The sequence below is a fragment of the Verrucomicrobium sp. BvORR034 genome (assembly GCF_000739635.1).
Lineage (GTDB): Bacteria > Verrucomicrobiota > Verrucomicrobiia > Verrucomicrobiales > Verrucomicrobiaceae > Verrucomicrobium.
The window spans coordinates 1-15,874 of the sequence record NZ_BATQ01000184.1; the positions used below are offsets into that span (position 1 = coordinate 1).

The window sequence follows — 15,874 nt, forward strand, 5'->3', positions numbered from 1 at the left end:
AGATAAAGAGAGGGGGTTTATTGGTGTAACATGTAAAAAGGGTGTCGATGGTGTCACAAAGGGGGGGCTGAGGCAGCGAGGTTGCTCATCCAGAATGCCAGCGGCGTGTTGAGGAGCCAGTGGGTCGGAGGCGGGCTCCATCAACCCCTCCGCTCCCAGACCGACGGGGACCGTCGGACTACTCCCGCAGCGATGCCTCGGGTGTAGTCCGGTTGTCCCAACCGGCTCAGTCGCCGTAGATAGGCATGTCCAAAACACAGCCCCTTCTCGCCCGGAGACAGACGCCATGGGCAGACGGAACCACAAGGAACCTGCCAGGTGACTTCCGCAAATGCCCTCGCCATAGGTTCAAGGTGTAGCTGCTACCTCGAACTCCTTGATCGCGACCTCCTGAACGTTCCAGCGATTTTGCACCCGGTAGCGACGTGGGTACCAAATCCCTTCCGGACTCTCCAAGGGCTCCACGAGCTCCCACAATAGGTTAGGTTCTTCATTGCGGCGATCTCCCTCCACGGTCCGCACCTCTCTGAGCAAACCGCGATCAATGTCCACAACGTACTGCGTGTAGCTCTGCAATGAGATCGGAGATTTCCGATAGCGCATGACCGTAAGCTCCAGCGTCCTGTTTCCCTTCCGCGTGCCCTGTTGGATGACATAGGGTGTCGTTCCCCGGCCGTTTGGCCTGCCCGCCTCCAGCAAGACTTTGAGGATGCGCATCAGTTCATACTCATGTCGGAAGCCAAGATCGATTTTCATTCCCGTCGGGTAGTGCGGATTCTTCTCCACCCACTCGGCTGCCAACGGGCGGCCGTCTTCCGCTCTTCCTTCCACCAAATATCGCTCCTGCTGCGTCCTGGCTTCTGTCCAGGTATCCATGTCGATTTTCACTCCTGTGAGCAGCACGCTCGGCATGTTTTTTGGAGTATTGTATGCCACGCCAGAGGGCCACCCGATATTTTCCTTGAACTCGGCTTCCACCTTGATCCGCCGCAGACGTTCGTGTTTGGCCAAAAGATTGCTCAAGGCCTCGCGGACAAGTTGGGCGTCCCCTTTGTCCAAAGGCTTCGATGATCGCGACAAGCCAGAAGCAGACTGCACACTCATGCTGGCAAGGGCCATCGCCGCCACCAACAAGAGAAGGGAACAACACTTGCCCCCAAAGTTGAGACGCCCCTTCCAAGTCGATTCCGTGAGGATGATCTTGATGCGATCACCCACAGCGGACTCACTGACCATGGCCACTCCTGCCACCTGCCGTTTTGAGGAAGGCACTGCCCGCGCAATCTCCAGCAAAGCCTCCGCATAGTCTGGCCCGCGGTCAGCCTGCCGCGACACCAACTCATCCGCCGCATACTCGGCTTCCAGCTTCAATGCCGCGAAAGCCCTCCAGGCCAAAGGATGCCACCACCACGCTGCCGCAGTCAGGAGCCCGATCCATTGCCAAAGACCATCTCTTCTCTGCAAATGAGCCAGTTCATGTTGCACCGCGAACCGAACCGTCGCCTGCGGCCAGGCGGCAAACGACGACGGCAACCAGATGGTCGCTCCCGTCGCACTTGTGAGCAGAGGGGTGGACAGGTCAGGCACCATGCGGCAGACCGGCACGTGGCTCATCTGCAGGTTCCTCGCCTCCTTCGCCACGAGATTCACGATCAACTCGTCCGCGGTCAAGCTGCTCCGGTGGAGCCAGGCAAGCCCACTGGCCGCCCTGACCAACCTCCCGCCCAGAATCAGGATTGCTCCCCCCATCCAAGCAGGGATCAGCCACTGCTCCAGATCCCGAAACAACGGCTTCTGCATGCGGAACCGGCTGACCTCATGGTCCGCTGGATGAACCCATGGTGGCAGCTCCGCCTTGGAAGGGGCCGTGAGAAACACTTGCCTCGAACCCTGTGGGGCAAGCTCCCAAGCCTGCGATCCTGTCTTGGGCGAATGTTCCAGGTAGCTCTGCACATCCTGCGGGAGCTCGCGCTCTTCCCCAGTCAGCGTGACAAGCTCTCCCAGCCTGCCCAGAGAACTGGGAGCCACCACCCAAACCAGCGTGACCAGCCAGCCGCAAAACGTTGCCCGCCACAACCAGGACCGAAAAAGCGCCGAGCGACTGCGCCCCCATGAGGACAGCAAGGATGCCAGGAGATAGATCGCTGCCACCTTGAACGCGGCCAGGAGCGCCATCGTCAAGGCGGGATAGAGCTCCTGAACCAGCACCCAGTAGGAAAGCAGGAGACTCATTTCTTCCGTGCCTCCTCTATCAAACGGCTGAGTTGATCGGCCTCCTCATCGGTCAGCTTCGCCTTCTGATGCCCCAGCAAGGCCAGAGCGGCGTCTGCAACGGAGTTGGCGAAGAAGTTCTTCACGAACTCATGCAGCGCCTTGGTCTTGGCCGCCGCTTGGGGTACCGGAAGCTTGAACTCGTCACGCCCGTTAACCTTCTCTTTGACCAACATGCCCTTCTCCACCAGGAGACGCAGAATCGAGCGCACCGCAGAATAAGTCGGTGCCTCGGGAAGTTCTTCCTCGATCTCCCGTGCGGTGGACTTGCCCCGTCGCATGACAATCTCAATCACCTGCCGCTCCCTACGGCTCAGATCCTGGGTTTTTGATGGCTCCCACATACCTGTTGAAATATCAACAGGGTGACGTGCTGTCAATTGCCATGTTGATTTTTCAACAGGCGCAGGCTTATGCGGATGCCGCTCGCAGTGCTGCGGTTGACTGATTTGCCGACAGAACTTCTCTTGTCCCAGCGCGTTCCGTACACCAAGAGACATGCGGGATGAGCCTATTGCGGTGACTCGGTGAAAGGAAGATTGATCGCCGCTCTCCTCCGCTCCCAAGAACCGGTTGGGACAACCGGACTACACGGCTCGCGGCAGCCGAAAGGAGTGCTGGTCCCGCGGGTCGATTGGGCGACAGTTTGGCGGACCTTGCCATTGTCACACGCGAGTGCTTCGACGCAAAGGGCATCAAACAAAATAGCCCAGGGTCAGACGAGGCACGAGCCGCCACCCTGGGTACATGGGCGGGGAAGTGGAATGCCGGAGGCATCCCAGGCGAGCAAGCATCTGCGTTCACTCCGGAGGGGTGACAGCAAGGTCCGCGTGAAATTGGACGTCGCTGGCATCCGCTCCGGGATGCAAGGCCCATTCTGATCGCCCGGAGGTATCAGTCGCTACACTCCTTCAACCGTCCGGCCAATGGCTTCAATGCCTCCGGCATCGGGTGGCAAGCCTGGGGCGCGTTCAATTCGTCTGAAGCGACTCCCGACGGCCAAGCCCAGCAAGAGGCGCTCCCCGTGTCACTTTGTCGCAATAGGGGCAAAACGGGTGCCTTGTGCGACGCATCGGCCAGATACCAGTCATTTCAGATGGCCACTTTGCGCCCGCCTCCCGCCCCTAAAAATCAGCGTAACAACTTGATACTGAGCACCAACCCTCCAGGCCCCAGCTTTCTCAGCAACGTCAGGGCCGCCCTAGGAACGGAATCTGCACCTGCTTGAGGTTCGCCGTACGGCCAGTCGGCCGGGCATCCTACCGCCTCTTGCCACCAGCCTCTCTTCAGTGCATAGTCCCAGCCCCCTTGATCAGGCGGCCTATTCCGCCGCAGATCTGCACTGCTTCCATTTCTCTTTCTGCTCATGAACTCAACGACCGAAGAACCCATCGCAGCTCAGGAGTCTGCTGCTCCCGAGATCGAAACCCAGGCCGCTGACGCCGCTTCCGAAAGCCAATCGGCCCCCGTGGCCGCTGATCCCATCGCCGAACTCCAGGCTGAAGTGGCCAAGTGGAAAGACAGCGCTCTGCGCACCGCCGCTGAGCTGGACAACTACCGCAAGCGCGTGGCCCGCGACGCCCAGGAAAGCCGCGCCTACGCGAACGCTGACCTGCTGCGCGACCTGTTCCCCATCCTGGACAACTTCGAAATGGGCCTCGACGCCGCCAAGGCCGAGAGCGAGAAGAGCATGATTTACATCGGCCTCAGCATGGTGCGCCGCCAGTTGGCCGACTTCCTGCGCGATGCCGGGGTGGAAGAGGTGCCCGGCCAGGGTGCCAAGTTTGATCCGAACGTCCACGAAGCCGTGAGTCACGAAGCCAGCGCCGACCAGCCCGAGGGCACTATCCTGAAAGTGATGCGCCGTGGCTTCAAGCTGAAGGACCGCCTGCTGCGTGCCGCGACCGTCTCCGTGTCCAGCGGCCCTCCGGCGGCGTAAATCCCTGCACGGGCTCCTCCTGCAAGTGCCCACCTGATCCTTTCCTTCCCACATGGCCTCCAAACGCGACTATTACGAAGTCCTCGGCGTCTCCAAGACTGCCACTCAGGACGAGCTCAAAAAAGCCTACCGCAAGCTCGCGGTTCAATTCCATCCGGACAAGAACCCTGGCGACCATTCCGCAGAGGAAAAGTTCAAGGAACTGGGCGAGGCCTACGATGTGCTGGGCGATGAGCAGAAGCGCGCCGCTTACGACCGCTACGGTCACGCGGCCTTCGCGGGTGGCATGCCGGCCGGTGGCGGCGGCGGTGGTTTCCACGATCCCTTCGACGTCTTCCGCGAAGTCTTCGGCGGCGGTGCTGGTGGCGACATCTTCGAGAGCTTCTTCGGCGGCAGTGGCCGTCGGGGTGGACGCGGCGGCAACGGCCCGCAGCGGGGCAGCGACCTGCGCTATGGCCTGGAGATCACCCTCGAAGAGGCGGCCAAAGGCGTGGAGAAGGAGCTCGAGTTCGAGCGCATGGCCAACTGCAAGACTTGCAAAGGCTCCGGCTCCAAGAGCGGTGGCGGCACCAAACAATGCCGCACCTGCGGCGGCGTGGGCCAGGTCATCAGCGCCCGTGGCTTCTTCCAGATTCAACAGACCTGCCCAGACTGCATGGGCACCGGTCAGACCATTTCTGACCCCTGCGGTGACTGCCATGGCCAGGGCCGGGCAAAGGATCGCACCCGCATCCGCCTCAAGATCCCCGCAGGCATCGAGGAAGGCTCCCGCCTGCGCTCCAGTGGCAATGGCGATGCGGGCACCCGCGGTGGCCCCAGTGGCGACCTTTATGTGGTGATCAGCGTCAAGTCTCACGATCTCTTCGAGCGTGAAGGCGCGGATCTCCATTGCGACGTCCCGGTGAGCTACCCCATCGCGGCACTTGGCGGCGAGCTGGCGGTGCCCACCCTGGATGGCAAAGCCAACGTTCGCGTCCCCGGCGGCACACAGAATGGTGCCACCTTCCGTCTCCGCGGTCAGGGTCTCAAGCACCTGGACAGCGAACGCAAAGGCGACCTCTATGTGCACGTGCAGATCGCGGTGCCGACGAAGCTCAACGCCGAGCAGAAGGAGAAGCTTCAAGACTTCGCCAAGGCTCTCGGAGAGCACAACTCCCCGCTCCAGGAGACTTTCTTTGAGCGAGCCAAGCGCTTCTTCACCTAGAGCTGCCCTTTTCACTTCCTTTACACCCGCCCGCGCCGCCCCTCGTTGGCAGCCGGGCGGGTTCTTGCTTTCTGGCTCCCCCGCCTGAAGATGAACATGAATATGACGATCTGGTTACTTGCGGGGAACTCCATCCTCCCGGAAGCCATCCCTTCCTCATTCATCATTCCCAATTCCTAATTCTTAGAGCGTGTCCGACGGATTTCTTCAGCCCTACCTCGACTCCACCTTCGGCCACTGGCTCTACATTGACTCCGCGATGTGGACCGCGGTGGGCTTTCTGGGAGCGGCCATTTTTGGCAGCCGCTTTGTCCTCCAGTGGCTGCAGAGCGAGAAGGAGAAGAAGCTCGTGGTGCCCTGGTACTTCTGGCACCTGAGCTTCTGGGGCAGCGTGCTGAACCTGCTCTACTTTCTGCACATCGACAAAGCCCCGCTCATCCTGGGCAACTGCTTCCTGCCCTTCCTCTACGGGAGAAACATCATCTTCCTCCGCCAGACCCAGGACCGCCGTCGCGGCGGTGGCCGCATGGTCATGGCAGGTGTGGTGGTGCTGATGCTCGCCACCTTTGGCTACACCGCCCTGACCAGCCCTGACGCGAAACTCCGCAAGGACGTCCAGGCCCTCAAGGACATGGAGTCCATCGTCCAGGGGGTTAAAGGATACTACGCCGAGTACCAGCAGCTTCCCAAGGGCGACACCTCGGAGATGGTTCGCGAGCTCATCAAGGACAACCCCCGTCACATCGCCTATGTGACTGTCTCCAAGGATCGTCTCGACAAAGATGGCGCCTGGCTTGATCCGTGGGGACAGCCCTACCGGATCTTTGTCTCTGGCAGCCAGGTCATCATTCGCTCCGCCGGCAAGAATGGGCAGTTCGATGATGGCCTGGATGACAAACGGGACGACATCCTTGTGCAGGGCGAGGTTCGCTAGAATTCACCGTCAATCAGCCGCCGGGGGAATGAATCGGGCCGAGATACGGTCCACCCCTACACGCGGGCCATCGACCTTTTTGAATCCGCCAGCCTCGTCCCAGCCCGTCTTGCCCGGATAGGGATAGAGCGGGATGTCGATCTCGGTCTTGCCGTTGATGATGCGTTGGCCCTGGATGACGTCCGGAACCGCATTCTTCTCACGCCAGTTGATCACCATGTTCAGCATGCTGGGCAGCTTGTTGATGCCGGGCCCGGGCCCGTGGCTCATGCCAGGGACGAGATAGAGGCGCAAAAACGAGCGGACCTTGTCGAGCGACCCGAAGTGCTCCGCAGCGCGTTCGTAGTAGTCGATGGAAGCGTGAAAAGGCACCACTGAGTCGGCGGTACCCGAGATCATGAGCAGTTTGCCGCCCCGCTTCTCGAAGGCACTGAGATCCGGGTTCTCGGCATTGAGGTAGGGTGCCAGCGCGGCAGTATAGGTGTCAATGTCAGCCCCGAAGTTGAGCTCCGCCAGATTCTTGTCCGGACCAAAGACCCAGCGGAAGAGGTACAGGTGGCCATGCGCCGCCTTGAAGGAGCTGCCAAAAGGGATGCCGCAGAAGATGCGCTCCCCGGTCACCAGATGCTTCGGGCCGTCGAAGAGCTTGCGCATGGCTTCGGCGTGCCGCTCCGTGAGCGTGGAGTCTTTCTTCCTGGCCAGGACAATCACAGCCTCGATGTCTGCTTTGTTGTACCGAGGGTCAGACACCAGCTTCCCGGCGGTTTGAGGAATTTCCCGTGAGGCCATGTACTCATTGCCCGCGGCGATGATGTTCGCCTCCTGGGACTCGGTGAACGGACACTGGCGCAAGATCTGGTCGTTCCAGAGGAAATAAGCATGGAGCGGGGTGCGGCAGTGGGCCGGCACATTGGCCACGATGCCGTCGTAGTCCTCAGGGTAGCGTTGGGCCTCCTGGAGCGCCTGTTGCCCGCCGGTGGATCCCCCGTTGAAATACGAATACTCCGGTGCTTTGCCGTAGTAGGCCTTGATGAGCTGCTTGGCTGTCACCGTCATGAGATGCGTGGCGCGGAACCCGAAGTCCTTCCACACCTCTTTGTTCCCGATCCCGGAATCCGAATTAGGGGCCGTGCCCATATCCGTCGTGGCGACGGCATACCCCTCGGTAATCGGTCCGGCAAAACTTCCCGGATTGATGTTCCCCGCTGCCCCGCCATTGCCCAGCCCCAGGAACCGCCCGTTCCACTTCTCGGGGTCTGGCAGCCAGGCCTCGACCCGGATGTTGGAGCCTTTTGCCGGATTGAGCACGAGCTTTACCACTGTGCGCGACGGCAGATTCTTGTAAGCGGCACCGTTCGCAGCGGTCATCTGACCCTCCGTGATGCGCTCGATGGAGACAGCCTTTCCGGCGTCGATAGGAAGCGCCTTCAGCACCGCGACTCGGTCCGTCGGCACAGGCGGTTCGGCCATCAAGGTCGCCGATGCAGCGACGGTAAAAAGAAACAGGCAACGCTGGATTTTCACGGCAGAGTTTGAGTAAGGTTTCGAGCAACAGTCAAAATGGAGTCCGAATCAGCTTCTGGACCTTCCATGGAACGGCACCCTGAGGCCTGATCGAACAATGTGTCTGATCTTTTTGCCAAAGCAGCAATCACCCCAAACATGAGCCGCTTCTCCATTCCTCTTTTCCGCATTTGGCACCCAGTGGCGGCATGTGCCCTCTTTGTCTCAACCGAGGAAGTCCGCGCTCAAGATCATCCCTCACCGGAAGCCATTGTGACGCCGTGGTTGTCAGCCATCCCGGAAACACCTTACCAGTTGGACGACTGGTTTCCACGGCCTGAGGATCTTCCTGACAGACTCGGCGACGACGACTGGCACTGGTTGACCTCCGAAGCGAGCCCCACCCAACGATTCACCGGTCTCATGCATCTGCTCGTACCGAAAGCGGGGGCCTATCCTTCACTGTCAGCCTTGAAGGACCTGATCAACCAAGCCAGGCCAGAGTGGCAGTTCAGCAGAGAACAGATTTCCCAACTCAACCAGGCCATGCTCGCCTACGTTGCGTTTCATCGGGATTCAAAGGTGGCACCCGAGAGCGCCACCCGACTCCGTGCGCATCTTGAGGGATTCAGTCGCGAGATGCATCTTTATCTGCTGGAGGGCGCTCGCAATTTGCCTCCAGAACTGGCCACCAGATCCGACCAAGTTCCCAAACCCAACGCTTTGGTCGTGCAGCGTTTTTGGAGGAAAGCGGATCCAGGCGCTGTCGATGTGTATGAGGAGAGACGCGGAGAGCGCGCGGCAGATAAAGATCTGCTGGCTTGGGCGGACACCCTCCCTGACAGCAAGTCCAAAGGCCTATGGGAGCTGGACTTGAACTCTGGAAAAATCCGCACCGAGCCCATCCCTGGCTTCGACACGGATGATTCCACCAAGTTTTTCGCCCAGCTGGATCGCCGGCTTGTGATCTCCGGACACCAGGGGTTCAGCCGCATGGACCCCAAAGACACGTGGCGCACTTTTGAGCTGCCAGAGTACGCCTTGTATTTGCAGGTGGTGCCGTGGCGGACGGGTGCCCTTTGCCTCTGGACCGCCCCGCCCCACTACTTTGGAGCGGTGGAGCAAGAACGGGACAAGGAGAAAGCGGAAGAGATGCTGAAGTCACTAGAGCCCGAGTTCAATATCTGGAACGGTCACGATGCGCAAATCACGGCCATCCCCAAGAGTGACAGCATGCATTTCCTCGACAATTCAGAGATTAAACTGAATCCTACTTTGGTCACTGCAGGCGGACGGCTCGTGTTGGGTGTCCGGCAGCGCATTCCCGAGGACCCAGCCGCACCAGTCAAGATCGCGGTACACGTCAGCGCCCCTGACGACGCCTCACGCTACGAGCATTGGGCAGACGTGCCCGGCAACTGGGAATTCTGCACCTGGCCAGGTGCCCCAAAGGATGAAGTACTGGTGCTCGTGAACCGCCCTGGTGACTTCACCTCCAGATGGGACGAGGAACCCCAGCCAGAGCGTGTTCTTTCCTGCAACCTCATCACGCGCAAATCACAATTACTCTGGAGCTTGGATCCCACGAGGACAGTGCGTCATCCCTGGACCGTGAAAGAGATCGAGGAACCCAAAGAACCACGCTGGAAGCTGCCTGAAGGCTACGATCCCCCTCAGCCAGGCATCGTTCACGAATGGCTCCGCACCTTTGGGCATGCAGGTCGTCTCTATGCGTTGTGCTCCCGCATCGAAGTTGGCAGACAAGCCCTGCCCGACTATGAACTGCTAGTCTTCGCACCAGATCAGCCCACTGCAAAGCGGGTGCCATTGCACTTCGTTCTGCCCAGCGGTCTTCGCGTAGATGGTCTGGATCCCCTGCCGGTTCCTACCGATAACTATCTGGCATTCGACACCCGCTGCGGGATATACTGGGTGAGCTGGCAGGACATTGCGGTGGCAACAAAGTACTGAGCTCCCACCAGCAATACCAAATTGGCTGGCCAAACTGGGCAGTATTTTACGGCCCCGATGCGCTTGGCTGGCAGGGTGAACGTACCACCCTGCTCAAACAGAAATCACTTCGCGCCGGGCATCACCGTCAGCCTGACAGGAAGCCATCGGCACTCGGCGCTTTGCTCGGGGCTGGGCACCGCAGCAAAGTTGGCATCCGGCCGGGTGGTGATGAAGACGAAGATGTAAACCATGGGAACAAGAGCGGCCTCCCCCTCGGATTCACCCGTCCATGCGCCGTTTTTGAGAATGATACGGGTCCCCCTCGGCAGACTTCCCGACTTGAAACAACGGCGGGACAAAGCCGCCAGTCCCGGATGCTCCAGATCCAGATGAGAGTCCCCTCCGAGAGCCAACGCATTTGAAAGCTCCACCGTTTTTAGCGCTGTCACACCATGCTTCGCCATCCAGTCCTTCACGATGGCGTTAAACGCAGTGGTTGCGTCGGCGATGGGAATTTCTTTTTTAATCTCGTAGGTCAAATACAGCGGAGGCTCAGCCTTTATGGAGGGGCAGAAGGTCATCACGGCAAAGATGAGGGCAAGCCGATAAAAGGGGGGTGGCATATGATTTGAACTTTGTTTCGTTCCACTGGTGCGTGAACAGTGATCGTTGGCGGAGAGAGCGAGACTTGACGACCTTCCAGAAGTCCCCATTTCTCAATCAATAAGCTGCAGATCACTGTCCGAGGGTTGAAAAACACCACGCATATTTTTGTCAGTTTTGCGCCCGCATCTTTGACAGACCGTGTGGCCAGACGCAGCAGTTTGCTCACGTCGCAGTCGGGCGCAGGGGACACAAGGATCATTGCACCCGGCAGCATGACTGGCGCTCCAGAATAGCCTTCAATAGAGGCTGCCGAATTGGGGACGGCGTCCAAGATCGCCTGCCGGGTGGTCGCGTGATCATCATCATCGAATGGCTCAATTTCGTAAACGATAAGGGCATTCATACGAGGTTGTGCAGGCGGGTGTCTGTAGCCTGGAAAAGACCGGCGTTCGGCGGTTTTGATTTCCCCCTTCAGGGAACAAGTCCCCAGGAGAAGGAGCCTTCCTTCGTCACCTCATTGACAGTGATGCCGACGATCCTGCCCGTGCCCTCCCGTTGCGAAATGCGAATCTGCCATTGCTCCACTCCGCCTTTGCCAGTGATGATCCAGCAAGTGAGGGTTTTTTCCGCCCCATCCCCTCTGATTTTGGGATCGATGAAGTATTGTTTTAGCGTGCGCTTCTCTTTGATCGTCCCCGCCATCCAGGCGTTCTGGGAGGGGTTTCGGGTCCAGAAATCAGATGAGAGATAAGTCCGCTTTGGGCCCTTGTGCAGATAGGCAAGGCTCCCACAAAGGCGTCCCACATCATCCATGTTTGTTTCTGCGTTCAAGGCTCCGAGCCTCTTCCCGAACATGTCTGACATCATCTTGAGCCCTTCCTCGCCGCCGAGGCGGATCCATCGTTCTCGTTGAATCACAAAACGGCAGCTCTCCCAGTTCTCATTATAAAGGACAACCACGTGCTGAGACGTGTCGCCGTAGTCTATTACGTTGTTTACCATCCACTGCTCCACAGGAGACTTCAAGGTAGCCATGGTCTGCCGCACCACCGCCGGAGGAGCGTCAACCCACGCCCATTGGGGTTTGGCGGAATCACCAATACGAATGGTTGGGGGCCGCTCAGCTGCAGTCACCGTTGCTACCAGGCAGGCAAGCCCCCCGATGGTCATCACCGTTGCCATCCTGTACTTCACTCGTGCGACGCTTCCCATGGTTGATTCGATTTGCAGCCTCGGTTGAAAAGGGTTTGGCGTTCTTGGTGGTTGATTCATGGCCAGAGTTCATTCAACCACAAAGAAAAACCGTCTGTGCCGACCATATGGACTGCCCTGAGGAGTGCGGGGGGCTCCACGATGGTGCGCAGGCGGATGAACACTCCGACAAAGCACAGAAAGCCTCCTCGCCAAGAACCTCACCGAAAAACTCACTGCTTTCGTTTCACCGAAAGCGGCAACTTGAGGACTTCATAGCTGCGCCACCGGCCTCCATAGGAGAGCGTTGAAGGATCCAGGTGGAGCCCGAGGTAGAGGATACAAACAAGCTCTTCCACTTCGAAGGTTGCGTTGTTAACTGCAACCTCCTTCATGCCTGAAGCAAAGTGCAGCAGACTTCCCTTCGGCAGCGTGCCCGATTCGATTGATCGCACAAGATCGGGCACGAACTCCGACTCGGGATGCTCTCGCGTGTAGTTCAACATTCCCAGCAGCACTTGTTGATGGGAGACAACGGCAGTTCACTGTTTCTCTTGCCCCATTGCGCAAGTAGCCAGACCTACTATGCAAAAGACAGCCACTGGGAGTTTCGAGATCATTCTGGATGGGGTGGGATCAAAACTTGGTAGGGAGGGAGGTCACCCGTTGATGATCTGGCGTCGTTTTTTAAACCACTCGACAAGCGCACTCGGACCTGCCCAGGCGAGAAGGCCATATAGCAAAATCGCCAGCACTGCCATCACATGGCCACCAATCAAACCTGAAAAAATGTCGAACGTGCTGCTCTTGTTGGTGCCAGGGATGACTTGGGTGGGATCGTGCGGCAGAGACAACACAGAAAGACTCCGTCCTTCCGGCAACCTCCCCCGAAAGTCTTTCACAAACCGGCGCCCATCCATTTCAAGGAAGTAGTAGAAGGTGTTGCCGCCCTTTGTCGAATGACTGACGTGATCCAGCGCCAACACATGCGCCGTCTTTTCGACCCCGTAACGGCTGAAAGCATACGTCTCGGACGCGAGCCGAAACGCCACCCAGGCTAGAAGCACTGCCCCGGCCGGGACCAACAGCCAGATGACCCCATTCCTAAGTTTTTTCATACCTTTGCATCATGACTCGGAAACGACTGCAAGCCCTCCATTCCCTGAGGCTGCGGGACTTCCAAGACTGACCGCTTACCCCACTACCTTCCCACCGGACCCAGCTCCTGCTTCACCTTCACGGGTTCTGCCGCAGGCTCGGCGGGCTTCAAGAGCTCCATGACCGCCGGGGTGAGTTCTTTGGCGAGCAGGTCGTATCCTTTGGCCGTGAGGTGGATGTTGTCTGCTTGAAAGAGGCCCTCGAGAAGTTTGCCATCACGGCGGAGGAACTTGACGCCGGGATTCAGGAAACTCACATTGTTCCACTCCTCGAGCTGGGCGGCCAGGACGTTGAACTCCGTGGCACGTTGGCGGTTGATGTCAGTGAGTTCAGCACCCACCGGCAGCAGGCCCACCACGAGAATTTGGCTGCTTGGCACATGGCTGCGCAGCTTTTCCACCACGGCACGCAGTCCACCGACCGTCTCTTCACTGCTGTTCTGCCCGCTCCAGAGATTGTTCAGGCCCACCATGAGCACGACGACCTTGGGGGCGGGATCCTGGTCTTCCATGAGGCCATTTTCGAGGCGCCAGAGGAGATTGCCTGTCGTATCGCCGCCGAGGCCAAAGTTGGCCGACTTCAGCGGGACCAGGCTCTTCTGCCAGGCCTCACGGCCGGTGGTGGTCCAGCCCTGGGTGAGAGAGTCTCCGAGGAAGGCCACCTCGAACCCGCCCTCTTCGGCACGACGCACCTGGCTCTCATGAAAGAGCTTCCAGGCCCGGGGGCGATCAGGGAAATAACCCGGCACAGCCGTCACCGGCACCTTCTTCACATCGCCCGGCACGGTCGGAGCCTTGGGATCCGCCGGGTTCTTGACGACGGTCACCTTGATGCCCTCCGCCTTCAGCTTCACATCATCCAGCCAGGCCTTGCCCTGCCCCTCCACATAGAGCGCGATGGCGAGCTTGCTGGCATTCTCCGGCACCGCGATCTCTGCCTCCAGTTCCTGCCAGTCATGCGTGCCCTCCAGCGTCTTCACCGGAAAGCAGTCGTTGGTGGTAAACCGTTCATCAAAGAACTGGGCCGCAAAGTTCACCTTGGCCGCGCCCTCAGTCTTCACCCAGCCGCTCAGTGTGATCTTGGACGCCGGCTTGATGTTCACCATCTGGTGTGCGCACGCATTGCGATTGTCCGTAAGGGTGCTGCGATCCACGCAGAGGCTGGCCTTGCCGCCGTGAAACACAGTCGTGTCCCGGGCGACGATGCAGTCACCAAATTTGCCCGTCCACCCCAGAGGCAAGCCCTCCCCACCTTCCATGCCAGGGTTCTGCAGGCGCAGCTTCTGCTCCTTATCCTTGTCGTCCTTCTGCTCCTTCTCCGCCGCCCCCAAGGCAAACGGGAAAAGTAAACCCAGAGCGATGGTGCAAAGTTTCATGGGGGCAATGCAGGAAAGGTCAGGTAGGCGACGACGCGGCCGTCGCATCCGATTCGCGGGAACTGGGCAACTGGTTGTCAGATTTTTTTCCACCATGCAACCAGTTCAGGAGCCAGCCTTCAGCGATGACCAGGACGAGCAGTCCTGTGAAGCGCTTGTGAAACCAGATGGGCTCACCCAGCTTCATGAGGAGGGCCATGACCAGCGTCCATCCACCCACGGCCAGGATCACCATCCCTACCGACTGCCACAGACCTTTCTTCTCCACCAGGCCCTTGGCCCGCGCCGCCAGCAGACCACCCCAGATCAGGAGGACGTAGCCAAGAGCAAAGGTGATCTTGCCGCCCAGGATCACGGATTTTTCATCCACATCCAGCCCCTTCATCAGCCAGCCGATGTATTGGAACAGCAGACCAAAGGCGAGGCACTGGGAAATTTTGAGCTTGTGGGCGTACTCCATGGCGAGGCCCGACACTGGCTCATCTGGAGCAAATCTCAAGCGAGCAATCCGACGGGCTGGGGGGTGAACTCGGGGAACACCTCGCGCGGGCGCTCCAGGCCCATGGCCCCCTTCAGCACCTCGCCAAAGACACTGCGGTAGTCGTGAGAGATCCTCATCCCCCCTGGTCCCGTGAGCGTCTCCTCGACGACGCAGGGCCAGCCCCCCAGGATCTGGCCACCCCGCAACCGGTCGCTCAACACCAGAGTGGCGAAGCCCCGGCCATGATCGGTGCCCAGGGAGCTGTTCTCATAGATCCGGCGGCCAAACTCGGTCATCACCATCACGGTCACGTTTTGGCGGTGGTCTTTGAGGTCGGCATCAAACGCAGCCAGACCGTCTCCCAGCACCTTCGCCCGTTGAGCCTGAAGCCCCTCTGCCGCACCCTGGATAAAATGCGTGTCCCACCCGCCCAGGTCCAGGCACGCCACCTCCAGCCCCACTCGGGCCTTGATGAGCCGGGCCACCTCGCGCAGGCCGTTGCCAAAGCCATCCTTCGAATATTGCGCCCCATGCGCGGGAGCATAGTCGTTGGTCTGAAGCTGGCGGACCCGCTCAAACAAATCGAGCGTCTCCCGCCCCTGCTGACCCAGCAAGGTGACATCAGCACCATACAGCCTCGCGAGCACTTGTGCCGCGGCCTCCGTCTTGCCGGAGGGCGTCTTCAAAGCAATCTCCTGCAGCGACTGGATGACGCTCACCACTGGGGCACCGCGCAAGGACTCCGGGAGCGTGGTCCCGATGGCGACCGCGCTCAACGGACCCGTGGCGGGGTTCGCCCGTGCCCGGAGAAACCGTCCCAGCCACCCTCCGCCTGCCGGGGTGCCCGACATGGAGTCGCCATGCTCCATCTGGTCCTGACATTCAAAATGCGAACCGCTCGTGTTGTCCGTCCCCACCCCCTGGATGATCGCGAGCCGCCCCTCGGCAAACTTCTCCTGGAGCGGCTGCAACATGGGATGAAGTCCATAGCGATCGTCCAAGCGAACGGCGGAAGCACTCCCGCCCCCTGGCCGCTTGATGCCAATGCTGGGCCGCGCCCGGTAGTACACATCATCCGCATACGGCACCACGAGGTTCATCGTGTCCGCCCCACCCCGGAGGAAAATACACACCAGCGTGTGCTTGCCGGCTTCATCCACCGCAGGAGATGAAGAAACGGCCAGGTTGGTGAGGAGGCGCATGGAAGGGGGTGCGTTAGAAGTTAGAAGTTAGAAGTTATGGGTTGTGCGATGGAAGAG

Annotated in this window: 15 protein-coding genes; 4 read left to right on the plus strand and 11 right to left on the minus strand. The window is 59.6% G+C overall.

All coding sequences use genetic code 11. The features are described 5' to 3' along the window. Positions 1-348 precede the first annotated feature (348 nt). Positions 349-2,232, minus strand: coding sequence for a M56 family metallopeptidase (locus tag BV034_RS33025; RefSeq protein WP_050031198.1), 1,884 nt, complete (start codon positions 2,230-2,232; stop codon positions 349-351). Beyond that, positions 2,229-2,615 carry a BlaI/MecI/CopY family transcriptional regulator gene (locus tag BV034_RS33030; protein WP_050031199.1) on the minus strand — a complete coding sequence of 129 codons (387 nt, stop codon included), beginning with the start codon at positions 2,613-2,615 and terminating at the stop codon, positions 2,229-2,231. Before BV034_RS33030 ends, BV034_RS33025 begins: the two co-directional genes overlap by 4 nt. A gap of 1,022 nt (positions 2,616-3,637) precedes the next feature. Between BV034_RS33030 and grpE the strand changes: the two genes are divergently transcribed. From grpE to BV034_RS33045, 3 genes are all read left to right on the plus strand, one after another. Continuing rightward, the gene (grpE, locus tag BV034_RS33035; protein ID WP_050031200.1) at positions 3,638-4,210 is read left to right on the plus strand and encodes a nucleotide exchange factor GrpE; all 573 of its coding nucleotides are present in this window, start codon (positions 3,638-3,640) and stop codon (positions 4,208-4,210) included. 52 nt (positions 4,211-4,262) lie between these two features. Then, positions 4,263-5,414: a molecular chaperone DnaJ gene (gene dnaJ, locus BV034_RS33040; protein WP_050031201.1), complete on the plus strand. Its 1,152-nt coding sequence runs from the start codon at positions 4,263-4,265 to the stop codon at positions 5,412-5,414. Positions 5,415-5,604: 190 nt separating this feature from the next. After that, positions 5,605-6,348, plus strand: a complete 744-nt coding sequence (locus tag BV034_RS33045; protein WP_050031202.1) for a lipid-A-disaccharide synthase N-terminal domain-containing protein — start codon at positions 5,605-5,607, stop codon at positions 6,346-6,348. Positions 6,349-6,357: 9 nt separating this feature from the next. On the opposite strand, the gene BV034_RS33050 is transcribed toward BV034_RS33045, so the two are convergent. After that, entirely contained in the window at positions 6,358-7,872 is a 1,515-nt protein-coding gene (locus tag BV034_RS33050) for a tannase/feruloyl esterase family alpha/beta hydrolase (RefSeq protein WP_265593749.1), read from the minus strand. A gap of 138 nt (positions 7,873-8,010) precedes the next feature. On the opposite strand from BV034_RS33050, the gene BV034_RS33055 reads away from it, so the two are divergent. Beyond that, positions 8,011-9,822, plus strand: coding sequence for a hypothetical protein (locus BV034_RS33055; protein WP_050031204.1), 1,812 nt, complete (start codon positions 8,011-8,013; stop codon positions 9,820-9,822). A 104-nt stretch (positions 9,823-9,926) separates the two neighbouring features. Here the strand turns inward: BV034_RS33055 and BV034_RS33060 are convergent, their stop codons facing one another. The 8 genes from BV034_RS33060 to BV034_RS33095 all read right to left on the minus strand — a co-directional run bounded on the left by BV034_RS33060 (position 9,927) and on the right by BV034_RS33095 (position 15,817). After that, positions 9,927-10,427: a hypothetical protein gene (locus BV034_RS33060; protein ID WP_265593750.1), complete on the minus strand. Its 501-nt coding sequence runs from the start codon at positions 10,425-10,427 to the stop codon at positions 9,927-9,929. Then, positions 10,385-10,813 carry a hypothetical protein gene (locus BV034_RS33065; RefSeq protein ID WP_050031206.1) on the minus strand — a complete coding sequence of 143 codons (429 nt, stop codon included), beginning with the start codon at positions 10,811-10,813 and terminating at the stop codon, positions 10,385-10,387. The genes BV034_RS33060 and BV034_RS33065 overlap by 43 nt, the downstream gene beginning before the upstream one ends. Positions 10,814-10,881: 68 nt before the next feature. Beyond that, positions 10,882-11,682, minus strand: coding sequence for a hypothetical protein (locus BV034_RS33070; RefSeq protein WP_265593751.1), 801 nt, complete (start codon positions 11,680-11,682; stop codon positions 10,882-10,884). A 152-nt stretch (positions 11,683-11,834) separates the two neighbouring features. Continuing rightward, a complete protein-coding gene (locus tag BV034_RS33075) occupies positions 11,835-12,107 on the minus strand; it encodes a hypothetical protein (protein WP_050031208.1) in 273 nt (90 codons plus the stop codon). Between the two features lie 153 nt (positions 12,108-12,260). Continuing rightward, complete coding sequence (locus tag BV034_RS33080) at positions 12,261-12,653, minus strand: hypothetical protein (RefSeq protein WP_265593752.1); 393 nt, start codon at positions 12,651-12,653, stop codon at positions 12,261-12,263. A gap of 149 nt (positions 12,654-12,802) precedes the next feature. After that, positions 12,803-14,134: a GDSL-type esterase/lipase family protein gene (locus BV034_RS33085; protein ID WP_050031210.1), complete on the minus strand. Its 1,332-nt coding sequence runs from the start codon at positions 14,132-14,134 to the stop codon at positions 12,803-12,805. Between the two features lie 19 nt (positions 14,135-14,153). Next, positions 14,154-14,633 (minus strand): hypothetical protein, encoded by a 480-nt coding sequence (locus tag BV034_RS33090; protein WP_265593753.1) that lies wholly within the window; start codon positions 14,631-14,633, stop codon positions 14,154-14,156. Further along, positions 14,630-15,817, minus strand: a complete 1,188-nt coding sequence (locus BV034_RS33095; protein WP_050031212.1) for a DUF1501 domain-containing protein — start codon at positions 15,815-15,817, stop codon at positions 14,630-14,632. Before BV034_RS33095 ends, BV034_RS33090 begins: the two co-directional genes overlap by 4 nt. Positions 15,818-15,874 lie beyond the last annotated feature (57 nt).